At 55.3% G+C, this 26,590-nt stretch carries 19 protein-coding genes and 1 pseudogene; 14 read left to right on the forward strand and 6 right to left on the reverse strand.

Annotated features, from left to right (window positions below):
* A pseudogene (locus OEU85_RS10765) lies at nt 1–1,931 on the reverse strand (hypothetical protein); the annotation flags it as partial.
* A gap of 182 nt (nt 1,932–2,113) precedes the next feature.
* Here OEU85_RS10765 and OEU85_RS10770 point away from each other — a divergent pair.
* The 14 genes from OEU85_RS10770 (at nt 2,114) to OEU85_RS10835 (ending at nt 21,618) form a co-directional block, all read left to right on the forward strand.
* Nucleotides 2,114–3,049: a nicotinate-nucleotide--dimethylbenzimidazole phosphoribosyltransferase gene (locus tag OEU85_RS10770; protein WP_262691484.1), complete on the forward strand. Its 936-nt coding sequence runs from the start codon at nt 2,114–2,116 to the stop codon at nt 3,047–3,049.
* Between the two features lie 146 nt (nt 3,050–3,195).
* Nucleotides 3,196–4,593 (forward strand): TIGR03013 family XrtA/PEP-CTERM system glycosyltransferase, encoded by a 1,398-nt coding sequence (locus tag OEU85_RS10775; RefSeq protein WP_262691485.1) that lies wholly within the window; start codon nt 3,196–3,198, stop codon nt 4,591–4,593.
* Nucleotides 4,594–4,595: 2 nt separating this feature from the next.
* Nucleotides 4,596–7,418, forward strand: coding sequence for an XrtA/PEP-CTERM system TPR-repeat protein PrsT (prsT, locus tag OEU85_RS10780; protein ID WP_262691486.1), 2,823 nt, complete (start codon nt 4,596–4,598; stop codon nt 7,416–7,418).
* An 8-nt stretch (nt 7,419–7,426) separates the two neighbouring features.
* On the forward strand, nt 7,427–8,632 hold the full coding sequence (locus OEU85_RS10785) for a glycosyltransferase (RefSeq protein WP_262691487.1): 1,206 nt from the start codon (nt 7,427–7,429) through the stop codon (nt 8,630–8,632).
* Between the two features lie 449 nt (nt 8,633–9,081).
* Nucleotides 9,082–9,666, forward strand: coding sequence for an XrtA/PEP-CTERM system exopolysaccharide export protein (locus OEU85_RS10790; protein WP_394805414.1), 585 nt, complete (start codon nt 9,082–9,084; stop codon nt 9,664–9,666).
* 42 nt (nt 9,667–9,708) lie between these two features.
* Nucleotides 9,709–11,334: an XrtA system polysaccharide chain length determinant gene (locus OEU85_RS10795; protein ID WP_262691489.1), complete on the forward strand. Its 1,626-nt coding sequence runs from the start codon at nt 9,709–9,711 to the stop codon at nt 11,332–11,334.
* Between the two features lie 21 nt (nt 11,335–11,355).
* Nucleotides 11,356–12,525: an XrtA-associated tyrosine autokinase gene (locus OEU85_RS10800; protein WP_262691490.1), complete on the forward strand. Its 1,170-nt coding sequence runs from the start codon at nt 11,356–11,358 to the stop codon at nt 12,523–12,525.
* 12 nt (nt 12,526–12,537) lie between these two features.
* Complete coding sequence (locus OEU85_RS10805) at nt 12,538–14,007, forward strand: TIGR03016 family PEP-CTERM system-associated outer membrane protein (protein ID WP_262691491.1); 1,470 nt, start codon at nt 12,538–12,540, stop codon at nt 14,005–14,007.
* A gap of 7 nt (nt 14,008–14,014) precedes the next feature.
* Complete coding sequence (locus OEU85_RS10810; protein WP_262691492.1) at nt 14,015–15,058, forward strand: XrtA/PEP-CTERM system-associated ATPase; 1,044 nt, start codon at nt 14,015–14,017, stop codon at nt 15,056–15,058.
* Nucleotides 15,048–15,959 (forward strand): XrtA system polysaccharide deacetylase, encoded by a 912-nt coding sequence (locus OEU85_RS10815; RefSeq protein WP_262691493.1) that lies wholly within the window; start codon nt 15,048–15,050, stop codon nt 15,957–15,959. The genes OEU85_RS10810 and OEU85_RS10815 overlap by 11 nt, the downstream gene beginning before the upstream one ends.
* Nucleotides 15,959–17,005, forward strand: a complete 1,047-nt coding sequence (locus tag OEU85_RS10820; RefSeq protein WP_262691494.1) for a FemAB family XrtA/PEP-CTERM system-associated protein — start codon at nt 15,959–15,961, stop codon at nt 17,003–17,005. The genes OEU85_RS10815 and OEU85_RS10820 overlap by 1 nt, the downstream gene beginning before the upstream one ends.
* 4 nt (nt 17,006–17,009) lie before the next feature.
* Entirely contained in the window at nt 17,010–18,227 is a 1,218-nt protein-coding gene (locus OEU85_RS10825) for a TIGR03087 family PEP-CTERM/XrtA system glycosyltransferase (protein WP_262691495.1), read from the forward strand.
* A complete protein-coding gene (xrtA, locus tag OEU85_RS10830) occupies nt 18,224–19,738 on the forward strand; it encodes an exosortase A (protein ID WP_262691496.1) in 1,515 nt (504 codons plus the stop codon). The genes OEU85_RS10825 and xrtA overlap by 4 nt, the downstream gene beginning before the upstream one ends.
* Complete coding sequence (locus OEU85_RS10835) at nt 19,726–21,618, forward strand: XrtA/PEP-CTERM system amidotransferase (RefSeq protein WP_262691497.1); 1,893 nt, start codon at nt 19,726–19,728, stop codon at nt 21,616–21,618. Before xrtA ends, OEU85_RS10835 begins: the two co-directional genes overlap by 13 nt.
* A gap of 5 nt (nt 21,619–21,623) precedes the next feature.
* Here OEU85_RS10835 and phoB read toward each other — a convergent pair whose 3' ends face one another.
* The 5 genes from phoB to pstC are packed head-to-tail and all read right to left on the reverse strand — an operon-like array spanning nt 21,624 to nt 26,569.
* Complete coding sequence (phoB, locus tag OEU85_RS10840) at nt 21,624–22,313, reverse strand: phosphate regulon transcriptional regulator PhoB (RefSeq protein ID WP_262691498.1); 690 nt, start codon at nt 22,311–22,313, stop codon at nt 21,624–21,626.
* Nucleotides 22,314–22,337: 24 nt separating this feature from the next.
* On the reverse strand, nt 22,338–23,048 hold the full coding sequence (gene phoU, locus OEU85_RS10845) for a phosphate signaling complex protein PhoU (protein ID WP_262691499.1): 711 nt from the start codon (nt 23,046–23,048) through the stop codon (nt 22,338–22,340).
* A gap of 11 nt (nt 23,049–23,059) precedes the next feature.
* A complete protein-coding gene (pstB, locus tag OEU85_RS10850) occupies nt 23,060–23,830 on the reverse strand; it encodes a phosphate ABC transporter ATP-binding protein PstB (protein WP_262691500.1) in 771 nt (256 codons plus the stop codon).
* 31 nt (nt 23,831–23,861) lie between these two features.
* Complete coding sequence (gene pstA / locus OEU85_RS10855; protein ID WP_262691501.1) at nt 23,862–25,178, reverse strand: phosphate ABC transporter permease PstA; 1,317 nt, start codon at nt 25,176–25,178, stop codon at nt 23,862–23,864.
* An 11-nt stretch (nt 25,179–25,189) separates the two neighbouring features.
* Nucleotides 25,190–26,569, reverse strand: coding sequence for a phosphate ABC transporter permease subunit PstC (gene pstC, locus OEU85_RS10860; protein WP_262691502.1), 1,380 nt, complete (start codon nt 26,567–26,569; stop codon nt 25,190–25,192).
* Nucleotides 26,570–26,590: the final 21 nt, after the last annotated feature.

Below are 26,590 nucleotides of genomic sequence, written 5' to 3' on the forward strand. Positions count from 1 at the left end.
GGCGGCTGCGTTGTTGGCGGCTGCGTTGTTGGCGGCTGCGTTGTTGGCGGCTGCGTTGTCGGCGGCTGCGTTGTCGGCGGCTGCGTTGTTGGCGGCTGCGTTGTCGGCGGGTCTGTCGCCGGGGGCGATGTGGCCGGAGGATCAGTTGCAGGAGGCGATGTCGAAGGTGGTGCCGTTGTTGGAGTTTCCCCCAAGTCAGGTGTCAGGTCATCGGGTGTGTCAACTGGCTCCTCGACGGTGGGTTCAGGCGTCGGCGAGGGCTGTGGTTCCGGATCCGGCTCAGGTTCCGGCTCAGGCGACGGTGTGCCAGTTTGTGGTGTGGGTGTCGCAGCTTGTGCCTCCGGTGTTGGCAAGCCACCGGAATTGTCAGCAAACACCGCGACCGGGTCAATGATTGGCGTTTCGATGCCGAGGACACTTTCAACCGATATGTTTTGACCGGCAGCAGGGGCGATACGCTCAATGAAGTCGGCGACTTCCTCCGCCAGCTCTTCTTCAATATCGTTTTCCGGTTCGGGATAGATAATGACAGCGGTGATATATGTATCCTGCCCACCAAGCTGGCGGAAGCTGATACGAAGGGTTCCATCGGTAACTTCGGCGCGCGTTACCAGCATGTGGCCGGCTGACGAGCCGCCAGCCCCGCCATCACCCGCTTGCATGAAGGGGCCAAAGTCATCCAGTGATTTTGCCCCGCCGATACTGAAGACTGACGAACTGAAGCTGGCAATGGCACCGCCGCCCAGGCCCAGGCCTGGCATGCGGGGCAGGTCGCTTGCTTTTTGCGCGATCAGTTGACCGCCTGCCGCCGCGGACATTTGGTAATCAAACGCTGGAACGGAGTTATGAGCTGTGGGCTCTGATCCGGGTGTACCCTTGCTGCTGGGCTCGCCTTTGGCGGGCGCGTCTGACAAGCGTCCAGGGCCCCCCGTCGTTAGTTTCATCACGGGTACGAGATCATCAGTGGCACGGGTGTCAACGAGGTTGACATTGCCGCCGTTGCGCTTGACGTCAACGCCAAACGGATAAAGTGGTGACCGGCCATTTGGCCTTGGTGCTGTCAGGATAACGACACGGTACCGCCCATTCGGGATGTTGGAAGCGACAAATTGTTCTACGTTGTGCACACCGTTTGACAAGATGGATGGACCCGCCTCAGCGGCCTCGTCCGACATCTGCTCCCCAACCAGCATCTTGCTGTCGGCAGGGACACGGGTGAACTTGTCATAGGGTTCTCGGCTCGCTGGCCCAAGATCCCAGCCCATCGCGCCTTCTGTAAGTTTGAAGTTATCGTCCAGTACGAAGGGCGCCATAAAGGCAGTCCAGTGCGTCCGGGCACCTGCTTCAATGATGAGGTTGGCTGCGTCGGAAATTGTCGCGAGATCGTAGTCCCCCGCTGCTTCTTCAATTTTATTAAGCAGAGCTTCCATGCGGACTTTCAGTGCTTCATCATCCCCCATCGCCTGATTGAGGTATGACTGGACAACCTGAAATCCCCACTCGTCTACCGCAAGCGCGCCTTCGACGGCTTCCTCAAGCGTGACGGTCGGGAAGGTTTCAATCCTGGCTTCAACAGGCGAGCGAATGAGGTCGGCGCTGCGGGTGCCGGTCAGGTAAAAATCTGTTGCCTGTTGGGCTGTCGTGCCGTCGGCCGGGACACCGGCATCTGATCCTGTCACCGCAGGGTTGGCAAGGGCCGGCCTTACAATTCTCAGCCTGCGAATGCCGGGAATTTCCACCGGCGGCGGTGTGGTCATCGCATATGTCGCCGGCGGAGGAAGCACACCGTTACCAATGACCGGAGGCAAGGTGTCATCAAGGATACTGAGTTCCTCGTCTTGCTGATACATGCCATAGATCAATGTGCCTGTGGCGACCGCAGTACCGGTCAGCAACGTGGAAATGACCAACGACCTATTGCTTTTGAACATCCTGTTACCCTTACCCCGCAGGCAAAATTTAAGTAGAATTGTCTGTAGTTTAGCCGCTTGTGCAGACAGCGCCAAACATATTTTCATTAGCCCGGGCTTTGATGTTGCAGTATAGCATGCCACAAGCGTGGGCTTTGAGCTGCACGAAACCAGTTTCAGTATAAAACCAGGGTATAAACAACATGTTAACAGGCCAGCCGTTTGAAGACCTCCGAGCAATCCTCGAACAACTTCCCCCAGCAGATGAGTGCGCAGCGCGAAAATTCAGCGAGGCCTGTATCAACGAGGCTTTTACCGATGATCAGGGGCTGGTGGAACTGGGTGGCTGGCTGGCCTCCTGGCAGGGGCGCGACGCTCCTGCCATGAAGGACGTGCATATCTGTCTGCTGGCCTCCAGCTATAAAGGCGCGGGAGCGCCCGAAGATGTGCTTGGATATATTGCGGCGACCGCGAAAGGGCGCGCGCCGGTTAATCTGATGTGTGTGGATGGCGGTATCGGCCTTCGTGCCCTCGAGATGGCGCCCCAGATGCCGCATGACCCAAAGGCCGACTGGCAACAGGCAGACTGTATGGCAGCTGTTGCATTTGGCATGGAGGCCGCCGCGTCAGGCGGTGACTTGCTGGGGCTGGCGGCGCTTGCGCCGGGCGGCGCAGTCCATGCGATTGCGACTATTATGGCGGTAACAGGAATGACGCTCGATGACCCGGCCCTGTTGTCCTTGCAGGACCAGGAGCGGCATAAAATCCAAGATCTGCTTGACCAGGCAGTCGGCCAGAAACTTGATGCTCTTGAAGCGCTTCGACGTTTTGGCGGGCGAGAGATTGCTGGCGCGGTTGGCGCGGTTGTTGCGACACGAAGCCGCCGCCTGCCAATGCTGATTGAGGGCTGGTCACCGCTCGCGGCTGTTGTGGTCCTTGAATCGACGATGCCAGGATCGTGTGCCCATGTCAGGGTCACAGCGCCTGAGAATGGGGTGCAACGGGAAATGCTGTTGCGGCTGGGCATGGTGCCACTTATTAACCAGCCGGTAGGCGTGGGGCCGGGGTGTTCGGTGCCTGTGGCGTCAAGGCTGCTGGCATTGGCCTGTTTGCTGCCCAGCGTCCCACATTTTAAGTGACCTGCTTGGCCTGCGTTGTTCAGCCGAACTACTGCGATGTTCGAAATTAGACCGGCCACACAATAGCTTGAACAATCGCCTGCAAGCGCATAGGGTTGCTGAGCACGGGGGAGACTATTGTTGGGGCAGGGGTTTATTGGCATCGTATGGTCCGGATTTTTCGCCACTATGTATCGACAGTTAAGTTAACGCTTGCCCTGGTTGATTTTGGGTTGATCGCCGGCTGTGTGGTCTTGGCCGAGATCGCCAGATATGCGGCCATTGACCAATCAATAGGACTGGCGACCGGTCTTGCGGCATGGGCTGCCAAGCTCCTTGTGCCGCTGGTGTCCGTATCCGCGCTTCTGGGTGTCGGGACCTACCATTCCGACGCGATGCAGGATTTTCGAATTTTCAGCATTCGACTGGCCGTGGGGCTGTTTGCGGCGGGCATTTTTATGTCGGCGTTGCTGTATTTCCTGCCTATGCTGCCGCTGTGGCGTTCTATTCTGCTACTGGCACTAGTGTTCTCGTTTGCCTCTTTATTCACTGTCCATGGCCTGTTTCAGCTATTTGGGAACACTGAGCTTGTGGGCCGCCGGGTGTTAATCCTCGGCGCGGGAGCACTGGCAAAGGAATTGAAGCAATATGCGTCAAACGCCCGCGAGGCGGGGCTCAATATCGTTGATGTCATTGTGCTGCCGGGCGAGACGACACCGCTTGTCAACGCCTTGGTGCTGGACGATATCGATGCGCTTGATGATTACGCAATCAAACGCGAAGTCGAGATGATTATCCTGGCTAACGACGAGGATGGTCTTTCCGTACCGCTTGAAGCCCTTATCGCCTGCAAGCTTGCGGGCATTGAAATCAAGGACCGCCTGTCTTTTTATGAACAGGTGCGGGGCTATGTTGAATTGAACTCCGTCCGGTCTGAGTGGATTATCTTCTCCGACGGGTTTCGTGGAGGCACCGGGATCGAGCGGCTGGGCAAACGGTTGCTTGATATAGCGACCAGTTTGCTACTGCTGACCATCACGTTTCCGGTTATGGTTTTTGCTGCGATTCTGGTTAGGCTTACCAGCCGCGGGCCGGTTTTTTACCGCCAGCAGCGTATCGGGTTAAATGGCACCTCGTTTGATCTGCTGAAGTTCCGCAGCATGCGGGTGGATGCAGAGGCTTCCGGTTCTCCACAGTGGGCACAAAAGAATGATCCGAGGGTAACACCCATAGGGAACTTTCTCAGGAAAACACGCATCGATGAGCTTCCTCAGGTCCTGAATGTATTGAATGGCGCAATGAGTTTTGTGGGTCCCCGGCCTGAGCGTCCGTATTTTGTTTCTCAACTGGAAGAGCAGATTCCGTTTTACCGTGAGCGGCACTGTGTGAAGCCGGGCATTACCGGTTGGGCGCAGATACAATATCCTTACGGGGCGTCTGTGGAAGATGCGCGCAGAAAGCTTGAATACGACCTGTATTATATCAAAAACTATTCGCTGTTTTTGGACCTTCTTATTATCCTTCAAACTGTTAGGGTAATACTCTTCCCCACTGGCGCGAGGTAATAATGGCACGGCACTTTAACATCATGCGTAATCGAATTACCCGTAAAGTATCCCGTATTGCCGTTATCGCGGCGGTGTGGGGAGCGGTACTCAATCCTGCAGTTGCTGCGCAGGAGAAGTATGATGATGTCCGCAAGTTGTTCGAACAACAGCAGTATGAGACGGCGCTGAAGCTTCTTTTGCGCAAGCAAAGCAGTGACGCGGCTGATAGTGAAATGTATCTGCTTTTGGCAAAGGCTTATCTTGAAACCGGTGCGGGCATCGCTGCGGAAGCGAGTATTGAGCGGGCGCGGCGCTTGGGGGCGGACTATGCAGGAACAGCTATACTGTTCGCTAAATCGCTGCTACTTCAGGGAAAATATGCGGACGCGCTTGCTGCCATTCGCGGCGTGACAATTTCCCAAAGCGAACAGGTTGTTGCCTATATCATCGCCGGGGACGCCAACTTTGCCCTCAAAAACATGCGTGAGGCGCGGCGCAACTATGAACTGGCACGTCAGCACGATGCTGAGAACTTTCAGGCATACCTCGGTCTTGCCCGGCTTGAAATGCGGGAAGGGAACCTGAATAAAGCGTCGGAGCTTGTTCGGTCCGCTGCGGAGTATGGCGCGAACAATACCATGGTGCATTATACGTGGGGCCTTGTCGCACGCTATACCGGTAAAATGGACGAAGCAGAGCAGCACTTTATCGAAGCGCGGCGGCTGTTCCCTGCAAACATCATGGCAAACCTTGAGTTGGCGTCAATCAGCGTTGATCGTGGCGCGCTGGAAGAGGCCGAAGAGTATCTGGACGGTGTGTATGCTGTGGCGCCGAACTATCCTATGGCGCTTTACCTTTCCAGCGTCATCATGGCAAGCCGTGGACAGTTTGAGCAGGCCTATGGCCTGTTGAACAAGGCGAGGGACATTACCGAAAATTATTTGCCGGCCATGTATATACGCGGGTTGTTGGCCTACCAGCTCGGGCACTATTCGGTGGCGGCGAGTAATCTGGAGCGCGTGATACAGACCCTTCCGAATAGTTTGTCGCCGAGGATGGCTCTCGCGGGAACCTACCTGCGACAGGAACGCGCGCAGGCCGCATACCGTGTGCTTGAACCAATTCTCGAGACGGGCAAGCCGGACACTAATGTGATAGCGATGGCTGCCGCTGCGTCGATGGCGGCGGGGCAGCCGAAGCGTGGCCACGACCTTTATGAGTTGCTCGCGGAAGAGGAGAGCAAAACACCAGACGATGTCCTCAAGGGCTTGGCCAGCAAGCTTGCCCTGGCCCGCTTTGTCGCCGGTAACAGCACGTCGGCCGCGAATGCAATTCTGACCCAACCCCCAACCGAAGGGGTTGATGTACGCGAGCTTGGGGTGCTTGGAGGGATCCAATTGCGTTCCGGCGATTATGAAGGTGCTCAGCTGACAATTGATAAAATACTGGCCGCGTTGCCAGACCGTGCACTTGGATACAACATGCGCGGCACCCTTGAGTACCAAAAGGGCGACTTTACGCAGGCCTTAAACAGCTTCAAGCAGGCGATTTCGAAAAATCCCGACTATTATACCGCTACGCGCAACAAGGCGTTGGCAGAGGTCCGGCTGGAGCAATATGCGGACGCTGAGAAGGATCTCAAGAGTTTATTGAAAGCCCAACCGACTGATGCGCGCGCGAAAGCCCTTCTGGGGCGGGTGCTGTTGCGCCAGAAGAAGGGTGAAGAAGCGGTTTCCTACTTTGAAGAAGCTATTCGGGTCATTCCCGGCTCGCCCGATATGGAGGCTGACTATGCCGAGGCCCTTGCGATTGCCGGGCAGACAGCGCGCGCGATAGAACAAGCACGTGAGACCGCAGTGTTGGTTTCGGACAGGCCTGACCTGTTGAAGCGGATGGGGTTGTTGTTGCTTGACCTCAATCAGGCGCGACTGGCAGTCAGGCCGCTTTCGCGATTTGTGGCCTTCAACCCGGATAACGGTGAGGCTCACATGCTTCACGGCAGGGCTCTGCTGGCGTTGGGCTTGAACACAGGGGCCAAGATTTCCTTTGCCCGCGCCGAGAAGGCGGAATTCAACAAACCAGACCAGGGACGCATTGTTTGGTATCTTTTTGCTGTTGATGCCTTTTCCGGCAAATATGGCGAAGCGCTGGCTGTATTGTCAAAGCTGGATCCGGCGCTGAAGCCGGATGATATAAAATCAAGCGTGATTGGCGACGCTCTTGTCGCCGCAGGGCGTTATGATGAGGCGATTGACGCATATACAGCGTCAATACAACGGGCGCCAACTTCCGATCTGGCGATTGGACTGGCCTCGGTTTACGAGCGTCAAAACCGCGGCCAAAAGGGCATCGAGGTGCTGGAGGACTATGTCAAGACGTATCCAGGCGATCGTGCCGCGCGTATGGCGCTTGGCAATATGCTCGAGAAAGCGGGTTTGCCTGGGGCTGCCACGAGCCAATATGAGGCAGTCCTGCGTGCCGGGGTCGCAGATGCCCATGTTGTTGCCCGTCTTGCCCGGGCATATCTTCGTCTGGGTAATAAAAAGAGCGTGCCATTGGCAGAACGCGCGTACCTTATTATGCCAGAAGATCCCTTTATCCTTGATATCTATGGTTGGGTAATGTTGCAGGCAAACAGAGACGCTGAGCTTGCGGAAAAAGCGATTTCAAAGGCTAGCCGACGGGCTCCCTCCGTCGCACTATACAGGTATCACCTTGGCATGACCTATCTTGCGCAGGGCAGGCGTGGTCTGGCGCTTGATACCCTTCGGCAGGCAGTGCGCCTTGACCCGAACTTTGAAGAAGCAGACGATGCAAATCGGCAGATAACACTTCTGGAATAAGATGAGATATGACCGATAAGAGGCTGAATATTCTTGTCTTTTCCAGCTTATTTCCGAATGCGGTTGACCCTGTCCTTGGGGTGTTTGTCGAAAATCGCCTGCGGCATTTTCTTCGGGACACTGGACACACCGCAACCGTGGTGGCTCCTGTGCCATGGTTTCCGTTCCGTGGGCGCATATGGGGGCGTTACGGCCGTTATGCAGCCGTCCCGGCGCGTGAAATACGCGCGGGGGTCGAGGTGTTTCATCCAAGATTTCTGGTCCTTCCGAAGGTGGGTATGGCATTTACACCCGGCAGTCTGGCGCGGGCGGGCGAACGCTGCATTCGTGGCCTTTTGAGGTCCGGTAAAAAATTCGATCTTATCGATGCCCACTATCTGTACCCGGACGCTGTTGCGGCAACAGTGGTCGGACGCAAATTTGATTTGCCGGTGGTGATGACGGCGCGTGGAAGCGATGTGACCGAAATCGCCCGTATGAAGGGCCCCGGAAAGCGCATCGTAAAAGCTGCGGATGATGCCGCTCATGTTATCGCGGTAAGCAACTCGTTAAGAGACGAACTGCTGACAATGGGGGTAAAAGCCGCCAAGGTCACGACGCTCCGAAATGGTGTTGATGCGGAAAAGTTTTCGCCCGCCGCACGACAGGAAATACGCGCGAAATGGGCGGGGACAGGCTCGGTGGCACTATATGCTGGCTGGCTCATATCGCGAAAACGTGTGGATATTTTCATCGACGCTGTTGCGAAACTGGGACCAGATACAACGGCTGTTGTCGCCGGGGAGGGGCCTTTATTGGCGAGTTTGCGGCAACGGGCCGAAGCGCGGGGCATAGCTAACCGTACAGTATTTCTCGGCAAGGTGGCGCCTGCGGACATGCCCGGGGTCATGGCCGCGGCAGATGTGCTTGTACTACCTTCTGAACGGGAGGGGTGGGCGAACGTCCTTCTCGAAGCAATGGCTTGTGGTACCCCCGTCGTGTCGCGGGCGGTTGCCGGTGCTTTGGATCTCGTGACGGTGCCCGAAGCCGGGGCGCTTGTCGAAGGCGACGACCCGGAGGCATATGCGGACGCTATGGCGCGGCTGTTTGCTGATCCGCCGGACCGCGGGAGCACACGCAACTATGCGCTGTCGTTTGGCTGGCGGGAAATATCGTTGGCGCAAGAACGTATATTTATGTCCGTGACCGGGGATGAATACCCGACATGGGAATGAATATCTGGGGTGGCTGCCTGGCACAACGCACAGGATTGGATGCTCTTTGTTAACCAAATTATGTGATAGTGTGTGAGAATAATCGGCCGAAATTAAAGTGAAACTGGGGTTAGGGCTATGGAATCTATATATTTTTTTGCTTTCTGCGGCCTCAATGCCTTTATTATATATTGGGCGCTGCGCAATGATGATCTGACCGCATTTACAGGCGAGGAAGTAATGGAAAATGACGTGGCTGAAGGCGGGGAAGGATGACTGGTTGGACACAGGCATAAATCCCTGATTTTCGGAGTTTCCCGTAATATTGTCTTGATTTTCCGCTGCGTCGCTTGGCATAGTAAATATATGTTAGCTGTCAAGTCTTTTGACTTACTTTTCAAGGGTTTAAAGGAAAGCCGACCGTGACGACGATTTTGAAAAAGGGATTTCGGGTGCTTTGCGCCGCCTTTATGGTATGTGCATTGGCCAGTTGCGGACCAACCGCAATGCTGCCACCAGCACCCTTTGTGCCGCCGGATGAAGGGCCTGGCCCCAATTATGTCATTGGTCCCGGTGACGGATTATACATCCATGTGTGGCGTAATCCGGAATTGTCGACAACCGTAACGGTGCGCCCTGACGGACGGGTATCCATTCCCCTTGCCGAGGATTTGCCCGCAACGGGTAAGACGCCCAGCCAGCTGTCTCGCGATATTGAAGAACAACTGAATGTTTATATCCAGCAGCCAATCGTTACCGTTATGCTTCAGTCGTTTTTTGGCCCTTTTTCACAACAGGTGCGTGTTGTGGGTGAAGCCGCCAGCCCACAGGCGTTACCGTACCGGGCGAATATGACCCTGCTTGATGTGATGATCCAGGTCGGGGGGTTGACCGAGTTTGCCGCGGGCGACCGGGCATCCCTTATTCGCTTTGAAGACGGGGAACAAAAGGAATATCGGCTAAAAATTGAATCATTGATCAAGGACGGTGAGATCTCGGCGAACGTTAAAATTCTGCCGGGTGACGTGCTGATTATACCGGAGAGCATTCTGTAAGTATGTTATCTTGCGGTGTGAGTAGCTGAACGGAGAGAGTTAATGGCAGCACAGAGCGGCCTGCACGACGTTTATCAACAGGTTAAAACCATCGCCTACGGCATCTGGCGTAAGCGATGGTACATGTTGTTTACAACCTGGCTTGTCAGTTTGCTGGGGTGGGCGCTTGTGTCGACAATGCCATATAAATATCAGGCGTCGGCTCAGGTGTTTGTCGACACAGAGACCATTCTACCTGCGATCGCCAAGGACATGGGCATCAATGTTGATCTCAGTCGCAAGGTTGACATCGTCCGGCGTACGCTCGTCACACGCCCGAACCTGGAGAAAATCATCCGCCGTTCAGACTATCTGGACCGGTTGGCAAAAGACGACAAGGAACTGGACTCGCTTGTCGCTGACCTCCAGCGGGATATCCGTATTGTATCCCTGGAAGAGGGCATGTTTCGCATCCAGTTCGAGATTGACGACGACCGCCTGAGTGACCGGCAGCGCGCGGAAGTGGCACGGCGGGTTGTCGCGAACCTGCTGTCGTTCTTCCTTGAAAGAAACACCGAGGAGGGGGCCCAGAAGTCCGAGAGCGCGATTGAATTTATGGACCAGCGTATTCAGGAATATGGCAAATTGTTGAGTGACGCCGAGACCCGGCAGGCGAAGTTCCAGCAGGACAATATCGAGTATCTTGGCGGGCAGGGCAGCTTTTTGACTCGTCTGGATAGCGCGAAGAACGAGTTGCGCAAGACACGGAACGCCATCGCCGAAAATCAGGTGACGCTGCAAACACTTGAAGCAAATATCAAAAACGTACCGCCGACCATTCGGGAAGCGCGTTCGAGCCGTTCCGGAGGCGGCGGAGATAAAGATCCGCTTGAGGACCGCATCTCCGATCTGCAGAAAAAATACGATGCCCTTAAAACACTGGGGCTGAAAGACCGACACCCTGATGTTGTCAATGTCAGCCGCCAGATTGAAGCGTTGCAGGCGGAGTTCAAGGAAAAGCAGGCTGCGCTGGCCGAGGAACTAGCCGCGTCTGCAGAAGCTGGGCGCAACTCCAATCTGACGACGGAAACACCGAACCGTCTGTACGAACAGTTGATGCTGCAGATTATTGAGACAAAAACGTCGGTTGAGACGCTCAAGCAGCGCGAAAGCGAGCAACGCAATATCGTTGCGGAAATGGAAGAGAAGGCGAAACGGGTTCCTGAGATAGAAGCTGAAGAAAGCCGATTGAACCGTGATTATAAAACTATCCAGCGTCAGTACAAAGAGTTGGTGCAACAGAAACAGTCGCTGGACTTGCGTGCTGACGTGGAAGCGACCGATGAGGCTATGTCGCTCCGGGTGGTTGAGGAACCAATTACACCACAAAGCCCCAGCGGCCCTAACCGTCTATTGTTTTTTACAGCGGTGTTGGTAGGCGGGATTTTTGCCGGGCTTGGTGTGGCTCTGGTTTTGTCGCAGTTGCGACCCGTGGTGATTACAGTGGAACAGTTGCGCGGGCATTTTGATATGCCGGTACTGGGAAACGTGACCAGGACCTTGTCCGAACAGGAAAACAGGCAGCGCAGTATTGAACTGCTGGCGTTTGCTGGTTCAACAATGTTGCTGATGATAATTTTCGCCGCATTTCTCGCCTTTGACATTTTTGGCGGCCTTTCGGCAAGTTGATGGTAATGAGTGGATTGTCCGATGGATCTGATTGAACGCGCAGAACAGAAAAAGAAAAAAGAGGGTGAGAAGCCCAGTTCGCTTGTTGAGCGCGCTGCGGCCAAGTCTGGCAACTCAAAAGCGATCGGCGTGGGTATTGGCAATCCTACGGACCGTAAAGAGCGCCGTCCGGACCCATCATCTTTAAACCCTGAGGCGACCGAAGATAAGCCGGCCAACAGTTTTCGAGGTATTGGCGAGCCTGGCGCGCCGCGTAAGCTGCGCGAGCAGGAAGGGGCGGAAGCCAAACCGGAGCCGAAGGAAAGCGCGTTTGAAAAAGCTGCCGCAGCGGCGGGAGCTGGCCCCCTGAAGGCAGGTGGCGGGCTGAAGCCGCAAGCCGAGGCTGTCGAGAGTGGTCTGGCGCCGGGGAAAAAAGCGGATAGCAGCGTTGGCTCGAAGAAAAAAGCGGCCAGCAAACGTAAGGTGGAGGAGGTCGACCTCGTGGCACTTCGCGAGGCAGGCTATATCACACCTGATATGCCCCCAAACCTGATGTCGGAGGAATTCCGTATCATCAAGCGCTCGATTTTGCTGAATGCATTTGCCAAGGGTGACAAGAAGATCGACAACGGTAACGTTATCCTTGTCACCAGCTCAAGCCCGGGTGAAGGCAAGACATTTTGTGCCATCAACCTTGCTCTTTCCATCGCGACCGAGCAGGACGTAACCGTGCTGTTGGTTGACGCTGACTTCTCCAAACCGGAAGTCTTGAACCGGCTGGGGGTCAGTGGTGGCCGTGGCTTGATGGATGTGGTGGCCGATGAGGAAATCGACCTGGCCAGTTGTCTCATCCGCACAAGTGTGCCCAACCTCGTCTTGCTGCCTGCCGGGCGCCAACATAACCTGACGACAGAACTGTTGGCGAGTGACCGCATGGAAACCATGGCGCGGGAAATTGGTTCTCGTTATCCTGACCGCCTTGTGATTTTCGACTCTCCGCCGGTCTTGGCGAGTTCGGCTGCTTCGGTACTGGCGCTTTACATGGGGCAAACGGTCTTTGTCATTGAAGCCGAGAAAACGACCGAACCACAGATTAAGGAAAGCCTGAGCATGATTAGCTCTTGCGAGAATATTAATCTTATTTTGAATAAGACCCGTTTTAGCGGCAGCAATAAGAAGTTTGCGTCCTATTATGGGTACGGGGGTCGATAAGGATCGCACTTTGTGGGGCAGGTAACCGGTAAAGTTTGCAGTGGTTTTTTGACGCTGTTGGTGGCTCATGCTATGGGTGCCGCTCCTGCATTTGCGCAGCATGTATGGATCGATCCGAGGGCGGAAAGCAAGGTTACGTGGTCCGACAATGTCGATTTGACCAACGCCAACAGAAAAAGCGGTACCGTGCTCAATGCTTCTGCAGGGCTCAACACTCGGATAGAGGGGCGCAGGCTCAAAGGGGCACTCGATTACGCGCTCGATTATTATTATTTTCTGAATGATGGGGACACCGACCTTCGGCACAGCATGTTTGGTGTGCTGGATGCGGAGATCTGGAAAAACCATCTTTCGATGAATGCCCGGGCCAACCTGCAGCAGGTTTTTCTCAGCCAGAATGCAAGTATTTCGCATAGTGCTGCCAACCGAAGTGATAACCGCCGGCTGGTGCAAAATTATACGGGAAGTGCCCTGATGAAGGGTGGCATGCGCGATTTTGCCGATTGGCGGGTGAATTATCGCTATGGCCTTACCCTTACCCCGGCAGATAACCTGGATGACGAGACGTTGACGACCAATTTTTCGGATAGTCAAAGTCACGAACTTCAGGCATCCATGGGCTCTGGCAAGCGCTTCAATAACCTTGAATGGCGGCTCTTTGCGCGCAGCACAAGAATACTCCGCAACCTTGACGTCAATGACTTCCGGACCGAGGAGGCAGGGGCTGAACTCTGGTATAAATTTAACCGGCATTTCTCGATCGTTGGTGAAATATCACGCAGTAGCAACGACTTCCAGTCAGACACGTTGAGCGAAGAAGGGCTGGGTTGGGAAGCTGGCTTCCGTTGGACTCCCGGCCGCAAACTTGACATGACGGTACGGCACGGGGAAGTGGGAAACCGGAAAACCTGGACAGCGCGCCTGCAATATCTCTTTACCGCCCGGCTTAATCTTTCAGGCAGTTACACGGATACCTTATCTTCAGATTCAATCGTATTGAACGATAATTTGCAGCGATATCAGTTCGATGAAAATCAGGGGATCACGGATGGTAACGGGTTGCCGGTTGATGAACGCGATCCGACCTTCACCTTGACTGACATTGATTTTAGGCGACAGAACGCTACCGCCTTGCTGTCATTGCTGAGGAAAAGGGGCAGGGTTTACATAAGCGGCAACTGGGAACGGCGAACCTATGATGATGATAGTGGCACATCTTCCAGTTGGGGGGCATCGGCTGGATTTCTGCATAAAATCAATAAAACCACCAATTTGACTGGCGTTTTTTCTTATCGGCAGAGTAGATTTGCCAGCCAGCTTCAGGTAGACAACTACATTGTAGGAAACTTACAGTGGAATCGAAGTGTTTCGCGTTATTTCAAGGTGACGGTCTCGGCAGACCATACACAACGATTAAGCAATCAGCCAGGCAGTGACTTGATGGAAAACGCGATTACGTTACATCTTCGAGGGACATTTTAGGGGCAGCATGTACGAAAGTTTTTATAATCTTCAGGGCAGGCCTTTTCAGCTTACGCCGGACCCGCGTTTTTATTTCAGCTCGCGCACCCATAAAAAGGCGATGGCTTACCTTACCTATGGCATGAACCAAGGGGAGGGTTTCATCATTGTGACCGGCGACGTGGGCACCGGTAAAACCACGCTTGTACGCCACCTGTTTGAAACTCTTGATCGCAACGAATATATCGCGGCCATGATCGTGAGCACCCAGTTGAGTGCTGAGGACCTGCTCAGGAGTGTGGTGGCAGCGTTTGGCCTTGATGCGCAGGCTGAAGACAAGGGTCAACTGCTGGCGCGCCTTGAAAAATTCCTGCGCGAGCAGTTTCGCATGGGGCGGCGTGCGCTGCTCGTGGTTGATGAAGCACAGAACCTGTCCAACGCAGCACTGGAAGAGATGCGCATGTTGTCCAACTTTCAGGAAGGCGACAAGGCGCTTATCCAAAGTTTTCTGGTCGGGCAGCCGGAATTTCGCGAGCGTATTTTCTCGGCACCGGAACTTGAGCAGTTGCGCCAGCGCGTTATTGCAACCCACCATCTGGAACCGATGGAGGAAGAGGAACTCGCGGGTTATATTGAGCACCGTTTGAGCCTTGTTGGGTGGGATAACGACCCCTGTTTTACCGCCGATGCCGTTGAGGCAATATACCGCCATAGCGCCGGGGTGCCGCGCCGGCTTAATACACTGTGTTCTCGGGTGCTGCTGTATGGCGCTCTGGAAGAGGTCCATACCATAGACGGCGATACAATCGACGCTGTGGTTTCTGACATGGCCAGTGATACTAGGCAGGTTACGGCGACATCCTCTGCGTTGCCGCACCGCCCTTCGCCTGTGAACAGACAGAATGATTCGACGGTGCCGCTTGAAGCCAAGCAAAACACCAAAGAGGTCAAGGAAATGGAGAACCGGCTGGATCAGTTGGAGTCCATGATGAAAAATCAGGATGAGACACTTCGCCGGCTAACTGACTTGATGTCAAATCTTGCGGGCGGCGGCGCCAAGGATGACAAATAGGGTAACACCCCCTCATGCCCAGGCCGAGGAAGTCCCGGCCGACGTGCGATATGAAGACGTTCATGTGTTTTCTGTCGATGTTGAAGAGTGGTTTCAGGTTGGCGCGTTTGAAAAAACACTCTCCCGCGACGACTGGCCAGGGCTTGAAAGCCGTGTCGAACATCAATGCCACAGTATACTTTCCCTGCTCTCCGAATACGGCGTAAAGGCGACCTTTTTCTGCCTTGGGTGGGTTGCGGAGCGACATCCCCTCCTTATCTCGGCTATCCACAAGGAGGGCCATGAGGTCGCCTGTCATGGCATGGACCATGAACGTATCTTCCGCTTCAACAGACATGAATTTCATGAGGACGTAGGCCGCGCCAAAGGCTTGCTTGAAGATGCCATGGGCGCTGCGGTATCTGGCTATAGGGCACCGAGTTTTTCCCTCACGGCAGATATCTGGTGGGCCTACGAAGTGCTGGAGGAGGCTGGTTTTACCTATTCGTCCAGCCTCTATCCGCTCAAGACAGATCACTACGGTATGCCGAATGCGCCACGTCGTCCGTTTTGGCCGATCGGGTCTGGGCGTATCCTGGAAGTCCCCATGACGGTCTGCAAGCTTGCCGGACGTGCGTTGCCCGCATCCGGTGGGGGATATTTCAGGTTGTTGCCCTACCAGCTTGGCGAAGGATTGCTTCGGCGCGGTGCGGCACAGACCGGTAGTCCGGGTGTTTTTTACATGCATCCGTGGGAAATAGACCCTGGCCAGCCATTCATTGCAAAGGCTCCATGGCTCTCTCGTTTCCGCCATTACACCGGCCAGCGCGCCTTACCGGGAAAACTCAGAAAGCTTTGTGCCAGACATAGCTGGAAGCCGATGCGGGATGCGGTCGTGGCGCCGATCAGGGATGGCGGCTGATGGCGATATCAATACGGGAACTTGACCGCGGCAGCATGGGCGTCTGGGACAGGTACGTACAGTCCCACCCGGAGGGCACCTTCTGTCACCGTGCGGGGTGGAAGTTTGCCGTGGAAGCCGGCACGGGCCACAAATGCCCCTTTTTGTACGCTGACGACGGTGGCACTGTGGTTGGCGTGTTGCCTTTGAGCATGCGAAAAAGTCTGCTGTTCGGCAATGCCCTGATCTCCAGCATGTTCGCGGTATATGGTGGCGCGCTATATAGGTCTGACGGGGTCCGCGATCAGTTATATGACGCTGCGTGGCGCATGGCGGAAAAGGCCGGCATCCGTTTTTTTGAAAACCGGACAATTACACCAGACCACGACGACACGCCGGGATGGCATAGCCTGGGCGGCAAATCGGCGACCTTTATCCGCGATATTCCGTCGGAGGATGATGACGCTGTACTGTTGGCTATCCCAAGGAAGCAGCGCGCCGTGGTGCGCAAGGCTCTGGCAAATGATTTAACGTGCAACTGGCAGCCAGATATTGCGGATGTGTACTCCCTCTACGCTGAAAGCGTTAGAAACCTGGGAACACCGGTGTTCCCGCTGAAGCTCTTCAGCGCATTCACACATGAGTTTCCAGACAATACATGTATGCAGTTGATCAAGGCCCCTGATGGTGTGCCCGTCGCCAGCCTTTTCAGTTTTTATGACGAGAAGACGGTGTTGCCATATTACGCGGGCGGCTCGCCTGGTGCGCGGCGGTATGGCGCCCATGATTTCATGTATTACACGTTGATGTGCTGGGCGCGGAAACGCGGCATCCAGCGCTTCGATTTTGGCCGCAGCAAGGTGGATAGCGGCCCGTATTCCTTCAAGAAGAACTGGGGGTTTGAGCCGCAGGAACTGGCCTATGAGTGCCGGCTTGCGCCGGGGGAGGACGTGCCGAACCTGTCTCCACAGAATGGAAAATATGCGCTTATGGTCAAAGTCTGGAAACAGTTGCCGCTTGCGATAGCCAACAGGTTAGGGCCGATATTGGCCCGCCATCTGGGGTAGGCTGATGGCGCGGATATTATTTTTGGCGCACCGGATACCCTATCCACCGAACAAGGGAGATAAAATCCGTAGTTGGCATTTCCTGAAGCACCTGTTTGCCAATCATGATGTGCATGTCGGGTTTTATGTCGACCAAAAAGCGGACCTCGCACATATTGATATTTTTGCAAAGTTGGCAAAAAGCGTTTGCGTTGAAAGCGTTGATAAACGGTGGCAAAAAATCAGGGCGGTCAGCGGGTTGTTGGATGGACGCCCACTGACCTTGTCGGCCTATCCTGCAGGCCGGTTGCGTGCGTATGCACAAAAGCTGTTGGGCGCGGGCGAGGTTGACCTCGTTTTTCTCTCTTCCGGTGCAACGGGGCCCATTGTTGATGGTTTAACCGAAGCTGTGGCTACTATTACTGACCTTGTTGATGTCGATAGTGCCAAATGGGCCATGTACGCGCCACGCGCGAGGTGGCCGATGAGCTGGATCTACCGGCGAGAAAGTGTGAAGCTGGCAGTCTATGAACAGGCGTTGGCCGCACAGGCTGATGCCACCTTGCTGGTTAGTGAAAAAGAAGCTGTTTTTTTTCGTGCGCAATTGCAGCCCGATGTGGCGCATCGTGTGATAGCGGTGAGGAACGGTGTCGATCTGGACTATTTTGACCCGGCAAGGGTTCGTGCCAAGGAGAACGACACCCCCGAGGTGATATTTACCGGTGCCATGGATTATGCGCCAAATATCGAAGCCGCAATATGGTTTGTACGTCAGGTATGGCCAACTGTCCGGGCGAGCGTGCCGGACGCAATCTTTACCATTGCTGGTGGCCCGAGAACTTCGGCGGTGAATGCGCTGGCGCGCGAACCGGGGGTTCGCGTGCTGGGCTATGTCGATGATATGGCAGAGTCAATTGCCGGAGCACAGGTTGTAGTGGCCCCGCTGCTGACGGCGCGTGGCATCCAAAACAAGGTGCTGGAAGGCATGGCCATGAAAAAGGCCGTTGTTGCCACTTCTGGTGCGCATGAAGGAATAGAGGCGGAAGCGGGGCAGGCGCTTCTGGTTGCCGATGATGCCACGGCGTTCGCCTTTAATGTTGCCCGAGTGTTGGAAAACCCGCCGTTGCGGCAAAAGCTGGGCGATGCCGCGCGAGATTTTGTCTGTGCGCATCATTGCTGGCAAAATGTCTGTGAAAATCTGGATCAGGTGATCGAGACAGCGTTGAGAGGAAACAGACAGTGAAGCTTGGCGATGTGAGGCTGTTGCCAAATATGGTGTTTCTGGCGTGTGTGGGGCTTGTGTGTTTTGCCTGGCAAGATACCTTAGAGCATATATTTTATATCGTATGGAACAGAGACGTTTATTCCCATGGCGTCACTGTACCCGTTGTTACCCTATGGCTGGTTTGGCGTTGCATCACGGAGGCAGCCATACCGCCGCCGCAAGCGTATGGACGCGCCGCGTCGCTGGTCTTGCTGGCCGTACTGCTTTGGATGTTGGGGGCCGCGCTGGAAGCCCGTGTTCTTGAGCATGTTGCGCTTGTGGGAATCTTGCAGGCCTTGGTGATTATGGTGTATGGCCCCGCGGTTTATCGCCAGATACTCTTTCCGATGTTGTTTCTGTTTCTGGTGATCCCGGTTGGTGGGGGGCTGGTACACCCGTTGCAGAGGGTGACTGCGGAGTCAGTTATCTGGCTATTGGATGTGGTGGGTGTACCTCATGAAGCGGAGGGCGTGCTGATACGCCTGCGAGGCGGGCTTTATGAAGTGGCGGAGGCTTGCGCCGGACTTAAGTTCTTTTTTGCAAGCGTCGTCACAGGTGTGCTGTTGTGTCATCTGGCGTTTAAAAGTTGGGACAGGCGGGCTGTAATGCTGACGGCAGCTCTTATTGTCCCAGTTGTGGCTAACATTATCCGTGTCTTCACTATATTGCTGATCGCTGAGGCGACGGACCAGGACTTTGCCAAAAGCATCGATCATATTGTGTATGGCTGGGTGTTTTTAAGCATCGTGCTGTTTATCCTGATCATCGGCGCCTACCGGTTTTCAGACCGGGCAGAGCAGGTAGTAGTCGCAACGGCACCCGTAAACTGGTCAGTTTGGCAACCCCGCGTCTTCTTCCTGGTCGCATTTTTACCCCTGGGCGCCAGTCTTTGGATGTCCGGGACGGAGAGCGCACTGATATGCAATATTGCGCCGGTTGCCCAACCCTTGTGCGATGATTGTGGATACCGGCCCTTGCCAGACCTGATAAATCAACAGCCGTATGGTCTGCAGAAAGTTGATGCGAGTGAGACATTTTTATATCGACACGGGGGGCAGCGTATTGCGGTCTATGTGGCAATGGTGGCACCGGACAGAAAAAACCACCGGCTGATACAAACCGCCCATACAACGTTGCGCGATGATTGGTTGGAGTTGGGGGGCGCGCCAACCCGCGATATTACTCACGAGGATGTAAACTACCGGGAAGCGGTGCTCAGGCGCGAGCGTGAGCGGCTGCTGGTATGGCGAGCCTTCTATGTCGGGGGCGAATTCAGGGGCTCGGTCGCAAGTGCCAAGGCGGCGTTTGGCAAGGCGCGGTTATTGGGGCGCTCCGCGAACGGTGCCGAGCTAATCATTGCGACGGACATGTCTGAGGATATCGACGCGGCGCGCGCTCAGTTGCAAAAATTCCTGTCGACATTCCCGGCGGATAGTTTTTTATGGAAGCAACTGAGGAACGCAGAGGGACGAGCTATATGTGCGGAATAACGGGTGTCATGGTTGTGGGCGAACGGCAGGTCGATCAACCAGCCCTTCGCCTGATGACAGACCAGATTGCACACCGTGGCCCCGATGATGACGGCTTCTTCTTTGGCGCAGGGGTAGCGTTTGGCCACCGGCGACTTTCCATCATTGATGTCAGTGGCGGCCATCAGCCCATGTTCAGTCCCGATGAGCGGGTGGTGCTGACCTACAACGGCGAGATATACAATTTCCAGCAACTCCGGCGCGAGCTTGAGGCACTGGGCCACCACTTTAAAACCCACTGTGACACTGAAGTGTTGCTGACCAGCTATCTTGAATGGGGGCAGGAGTGCGTAACCCGCTTACGCGGCATGTTTGCTTTTGCGATATGGGATAATCGGACCGGCGAACTGTTTCTCGGTCGGGACAGGCTGGGCATCAAGCCACTATATTTTGCGAACCTTTCCGACGGTACTTTCATCTTTGGGTCGGAGCTGAAGGCGCTGATGGTGTATCCCGGTGTCAGTCGCCGGATGCGTATTGATGCCATTGAAGATTATATGGCGCTTGGCTACGTACCGGACCCGAAGTCAATTCTAGACGGCGTCGAGCAGCTGTCACCGGGCTACACGCTCACCGTCAACAAACATACTGGCCAGCAGCGACAAAAACCCTATTGGCGGCTTGACGTGGTCACCCCGGCGGTTGCTGACGAACAGCCAGAGGAGCTGCTGGAAAGGCTGGAGGAGGCCGTCAAGCTGCGTATGATTGCTGATGTGCCGCTCGGCGCATTCCTTTCAGGCGGGCTTGATTCCAGTACCATTGTTGGCTTGATGAGCCGCAATAATCCGGACCCGATCGAGACCTGTTCCATCGGTTCCGATGATCCATTGTTTGACGAAAGTGGCCATGCTCAGCTTGTCGCGGACCATTTCGGTACCCATCATCGCATGCGCCTTGTCTCCGCCAAGGATAGCTCGCTGCTGGATATTATGGCGAGCGTCTATGACGAGCCTTTTGCAGACCTGTCGGCGCTGCCGACATACCGTGTCTGTGCGCTCGCCCGTGAAAAGGTAAAAGTAGTGCTTTCGGGTGATGGCGGTGATGAACTTTTCGCCGGTTACAGGCGACACCGCTTTCATATGCTGGAGGAAGAACTGCGATCACGTATACCACTGGGGCTCAGAAGGCCCGTCTTCTCTGCGCTGGCTGCCGTTTATCCCAAGTTTGATAGCGCTCCTCGTTTCCTGAGGGCCAAATCAACTTTTGAAGCCTTGGCGCGATCATCGGCCGAGGCCTACTTTCAGTCGGTCAGCAAGACACCGGACAGCGTGCGTTTGAAACTCTACAGCCAGAAAATGAATAACCGCCTGTTTGGGTACCACCCGCAGGAACGCTTCCAGAAACTGGCGGCGGAGGTTGCAGACGCTCATCCGCTTTCGGTTATTCAGTATATAGACTTCAAAACCTATCTGCCCGGCGACATACTCACCAAGGTTGACCGGGCAAGCATGGCACACTCGCTTGAAGTGCGGGTACCTATCCTTGATCATAAATTTGTCGAATGGGGCTTGAGGCTCGACCCCGAAGCGCGCATCAGAGACGGGATTGGTAAGGCTGTTTTCAAAGAAGCCGTGCGCAACTTTGTACCTGACAGCATTATCGACCGACCGAAAAAGGGGTTTGACGTTCCCGCCGCGGTCTGGTTGCGGGAGGAACTGTCAGGTGAGGTCAGAAAGCTGTCGTCAAATGAGCGGCTTCTCGACACAGGTTTGTTCAGCCGCAAGGCCATCCAGAAAATGATTGATGAGCATCTGAATGAAAAAAGGGACCACCATACAAGTTTGTGGTCCCTTTTGATGCTTGAGCGCAGTATGGAACAGCTCAACCTGTCCTGCGTCTGACGACCTTAACCGCGGCTGTCCAGGGCATATCCCGCTGATCGCACCGTGCGGATATAGTCATTGGTATTGTCGAAATTCATCGCCTTGCGCAGGCGCCGGATGTGTACATCAACAGTGCGAGGCTCCACATAGACGTCGTGGCCCCAGACACTGTCCAGCAACTGCTCTCGCGAGAAAACCCGGCCCGGGTTTTCCATGAAATGCCGCAAAAGGCGGTATTCGGTCGGCCCCAGGTGCACGAGGGTTTCACCGCGGGTCACCCGGTGGGAAACATTGTCAAGCATGATGTCTTCAAAACGCAGTTGCTGACCGGCAAGGGCAGGGCGCACCCGGCGCAGTACCGCCTGGATACGGGCAATCAGCTCCTTCGGCGAGAAGGGCTTGACGATATAGTCATCCGCACCGGTTTCGAGGCCACGAATGCGATCTGGCTCGTCAGCGCGCGCGGTCAGCATGATAATGGGCACGTTTGCCGTCTCTGTATTGCGGCGTAACTGGCGGCAAATCTCGAGGCCGGACAGGTTGGGCAACATCCAGTCAAGCAGAATGATGTCAGGGGTTTCCTGTGTGGCGCGGTACAGGCCATCTTCGCCATCTGCGACGGCCTCGACAGAATATTCGGCACGCTCAAGGTTGTAGCGCACCAGTTCTGTGATGCTCTCGTCGTCTTCTATCAATAAAACACGCGTCTTCACTTAACTGCCTCCAGTTATCAAAACCTATTGCTCTTCAACCAGCTCTGTGCTGGTGAAGTCTTTTTTAGGCCGCCGGGCGTCTTCAAGCATGATGCCGGTGATTGTGTAATATACCTGTTCCGCGATATTGGTTGCCTGGTCGCCAATACGTTCCAGGTTTTTCGCGATCATCAGGAAGTGCGTCAGGGCGCCGATCTGGCTCGGGTTTTCCATCATGCGCGCGAGAATCTGGCGGTAAGCCGCGTTATGAAGATTGTCCAGCGCTTCATCGCGCTCCCACACTTCCATGGCGGCTTCGGCATCACGGTGTACATAGCTATCCATCACGTCCTGGATCATGCGACGGGCTTCATCCGCCATTTGTTCCAGAAGCTGTGGCATGACCACAGGCGCCGCTTCATTAACCGCAAGCGTGCGCTTGGCGATATTTTTGGCGTAGTCGCCGATGCGTTCGATAATGCCTGTCATTTTGAGCGAAGACACCACTTCGCGCAGATCGTCCGCGACCGGTGCGCGGCGGGCGAAAACACCAATGGCGGTGCGTTCTGCCTCAAGCTCAAGCTGATCAAGCGCGCGGTCGCTTGCGCGTACGTGCCACGCTGCGTCGGCATCAATTTCTTTCAGGGCTTTCATCGCTGCGACAAGCTGCTCTTCCGCAAGGCCACCCATGCGGCTTACAATGCTGCGGAGGTCTTTGAGTTCGTTGTCGTAGGCTTTAACGATATGATCGTTCATTTGCTTTTGTCCTAACCAAAGCGGCCAGTAATATAATCACGTGTGCGCTCTTGTTTTGGCGACGTGAATATCTGAGTTGTATCGCCATGTTCCACAAGGTCACCCATGTGGAAAAACGCTGTTTTCTGCGATATGCGGGCTGCCTGCTGCATGCTGTGGGTCACGATGATAATGGCATACCGACCCTTCAGTTCATCTATCAGCGCCTCGACTTTTGCGGTTGCGATCGGGTCAAGCGCTGAGCACGGTTCATCCATCAGGATCACCTCGGGGTTCACGGCAATGGCACGTGCGATGCACAGGCGTTGCTGTTGACCGCCGGAGAGGGCTGTCCCTGGGCTGTCGAGACGATCCTTCACTTCATTCCATAGGCCTGCCTTCTCCAGCGAGACTGCAACAATCTCATCCAGGTCTGTGCGCTCGCGCGCCAAACCGTGAATGCGCGGGCCATAGGCAATATTATCATAAATCGACTTCGGGAAAGGGTTGGGCTTCTGGAAAACCATGCCAACCCGTGCGCGAAGCTGCACCACGTCGATTTTGGGGTCATAAATATCGTCGCCGTCCAGTGTGATGTTGCCTTCAACCCGACAGGTTGCAACCGTGTCATTCATGCGATTGAGGCAGCGCAGGAACGTTGATTTTCCGCATCCGGAAGGGCCGATCAGCGACGTTACTTCATCACGGTAAAGATCAAGTGAGATACCTTTCACGGCGTGGTTGTCGCCGTAAAATACATTCACATCCTTGGCTGCCATCTTGGGCGTGCGAGAGTCAGTCATAGGGTCCACTTTTGTTGCCATATCAAGCATATTACCACTGCCGTTCAAATTTCTGACGAAGCCAGATAGCCAGCCCGTTCATTGCAATAAGGAATGTCAGCAGCACCAGAATAGCGGCTGATGTTTTTTCTACAAAGGCGCGCTCGGGACTATCGGCCCAAAGGAATATTTGCACAGGCAATGCTGTTGCAGCATCGGTGAAGCCGCCCGGAATATCAACGATAAAGGCTACCATGCCGATCATCAGAAGCGGTGCGGTTTCGCCCAGCGCCTGAGCCATGCCGATGATTGTGCCGGTCAGGATGCCGGGCATCGCCAGCGGCACTACATGGTGGAAAACCACCTGCATCGGCGAGGCGCCGAGCCCGCGTGCCGCGTCGCGGATTGATGGCGGTACAGCCTTGATGGACGCCCGGGCCGAGATAATGATTGTCGGCAGAGTCATGAGCGCGAGCGTCAGGCCACCGACGACGGGCGCAGATCGCGGCAAGTGCATCACGCCGAGGAACACAGCCAGCCCCAACAGGCCGAATACGATCGAGGGCACGGCCGCCAGATTGTTGATATTGATTTCGATAATATCTGTCAGGCGGTTTTGCGGGGCAAATTCCTCCAAGTAGATCGCCGTCAGCACACCAACCGGGAAAGCGATGAACAGTGTCACCACAAGGGTGAGAGCAGACCCCATGGTCGCCCCCCAAATACCGGCGAGTTCGGGATCGCGGCTGTCTCCACTGGTGAAGAAGCGTGTATGGAAGTTCAGCGATACCCGGCCTTCTTCATCCAGTTTGCGGTACCAGGCCAGTTCCTTGTCCTTGACCTTGCGGTTTGCTTCTTCCTCTGCCGCGTCGATCTTGCCTTTGCGCAACTGGTCGATATCATCGGCCGCGAGCAGGCGCACGGTACGGGTTGAGCCCACGATGGCAGGGGTTTCCAGCACCATCGTGCGAAGCTGCTCACGCGCGCCACCGCTGATCATGCGGATCAATGACCTTCGGTCCCGGCGGCTTGTTACCTCGGGAAATTCTGTTGTCAACGCTTCGTCCAGAAGGCGGATCATATTGGCTTGCCGCACGTGGTCTTCAAAGGCCTCCGCACTCATGGCGCGCGGGTCGCCAAGAATTTCTTCACTGAAGGTCACGTCGATATCAATGCTGGTTTGCAGAAAGCCCATGGCACCGTCGCGGGCAATTTTTCCAATCAGCAGGAACAGGAACAAAGCGGCCAGCAATACGGCTGAGACGCCCATTGCCTTGAAATTACGGTCGCGACGATAGCGGCGGCGCGTGCGCGCCTGCATCTCAGGTGAACCCCAGTCCGTCGGTTTGAATTCTTTGGTGTTAGACATATGGACCAGCCTTAATCATAAACTTCGCGATATTTGCGAACAATGCGCAGCGCAAAGATGTTCAGCACCATGGTGGACAGGAAGAGCGCCAGACCAAGAGCAAAAGCCGAGAGGGTCTTCGCGCTGTCAAATTCCTGGTCACCAGTGAGAAGTGCAACAATTTGTACGGTCACAGTGGTTACCGCTTCAAACGGGTTCGCCGTCAGGTTCGGCTGCATGCCTGCGGCCATCACCACGATCATGGTTTCACCGACAGCGCGGCTGATCGCCAGAAGGAAGGCGCCGACAATGCCGGGCAGGGCGGCAGGCAGGATCACGCTGACGATGGTCTCGGAGCGCGTTGCCCCAAGTGCCAGCGACCCATCCTTCAGTGATTTGGGTACGGCCGTGATGGCGTCATCTGACAGGGACGATACAAAGGGGATGATCATGATCCCCATGACAAAACCTGCGGCCAGGGCGCTCTCGCTGGCAATCTCGACGCCGATAAGGTCACCAAAGTCGCGGAACAGCGGAGCCACTGTCAGGGCGGCAAAGAAGCCGTATACAACCGTCGGCACGCCCGCGAGAACCTCAAGCAGGGGCTTGGCAATCTTGCGGGTGCGTGAGCTTGAGTATTGCGTCAGGTAAACCGCAGACAAAAGACCAATCGGCCCCGCGACCATCATGGCGAGGAAGCTGATGAGCAGGGTGCCGGCAAAAAGCGGCACTGCGCCAAACGCGCCAGCGGCTGCCACCTGGTCCGAGCGAAGGGCTGTTTGCGGGCTCCAGTGCAGGCCAAAGACGAAGTCGACAACAGAAACTTCCTGGAAAAAGCGGAGGCTTTCAAACAGGAGAGACGCCACGATGCCGAGGGTGGTGATGATTGCGATGACAGAGCTCAGGATCAGGAGCACCGTGAGCACGCGTTCGAATGAGTTGCGGGCGCGGAAGTCCGGGGAGGTCTTGAAATTGGCAAACAGAAGCCCAGCCAGAGCCGACGACAGCGCCAGTGCAAATGTCGCCCAGATGCCTTTGACATAAAGCGAATGGAAGTGCTGTGCCGCGGCAAGGATGTCTGGGTGTTTTTCGCCCGACACAGGGTTCTCTACGGCGAGGCGGATCCGGTTCAATACAAGGGTAGCCTGTTCCATATACTGGCTGTGCAGACCTTCAGGCAGGCCGGAGATCACCAGCCCCTCAATAATGTTTTTGCCAAATACCAGCCAGACGATAAAAATCAGTAGCCCCGGGATCAACGCGCAAACCGCAGCATAATAGCCATAGTGCCGCGGAAGGCTATGAAGTTTGGACGTATCGCCGGAAACCGCTGAAAGCGAACGTTGCCGCACGGTGACAAAAGCAATGATTGCCAGCAGTATAAGGGTTAAAAAGATCGCGGCACTCGTCATCTTGATCTGCCTTCCGGAGTG

Origin of the sequence: Kordiimonas aestuarii (genome assembly GCF_025574465.1) — a bacterium.
GTDB classification, from domain to species: Bacteria; Pseudomonadota; Alphaproteobacteria; order Sphingomonadales; family Kordiimonadaceae; genus Kordiimonas; species Kordiimonas aestuarii.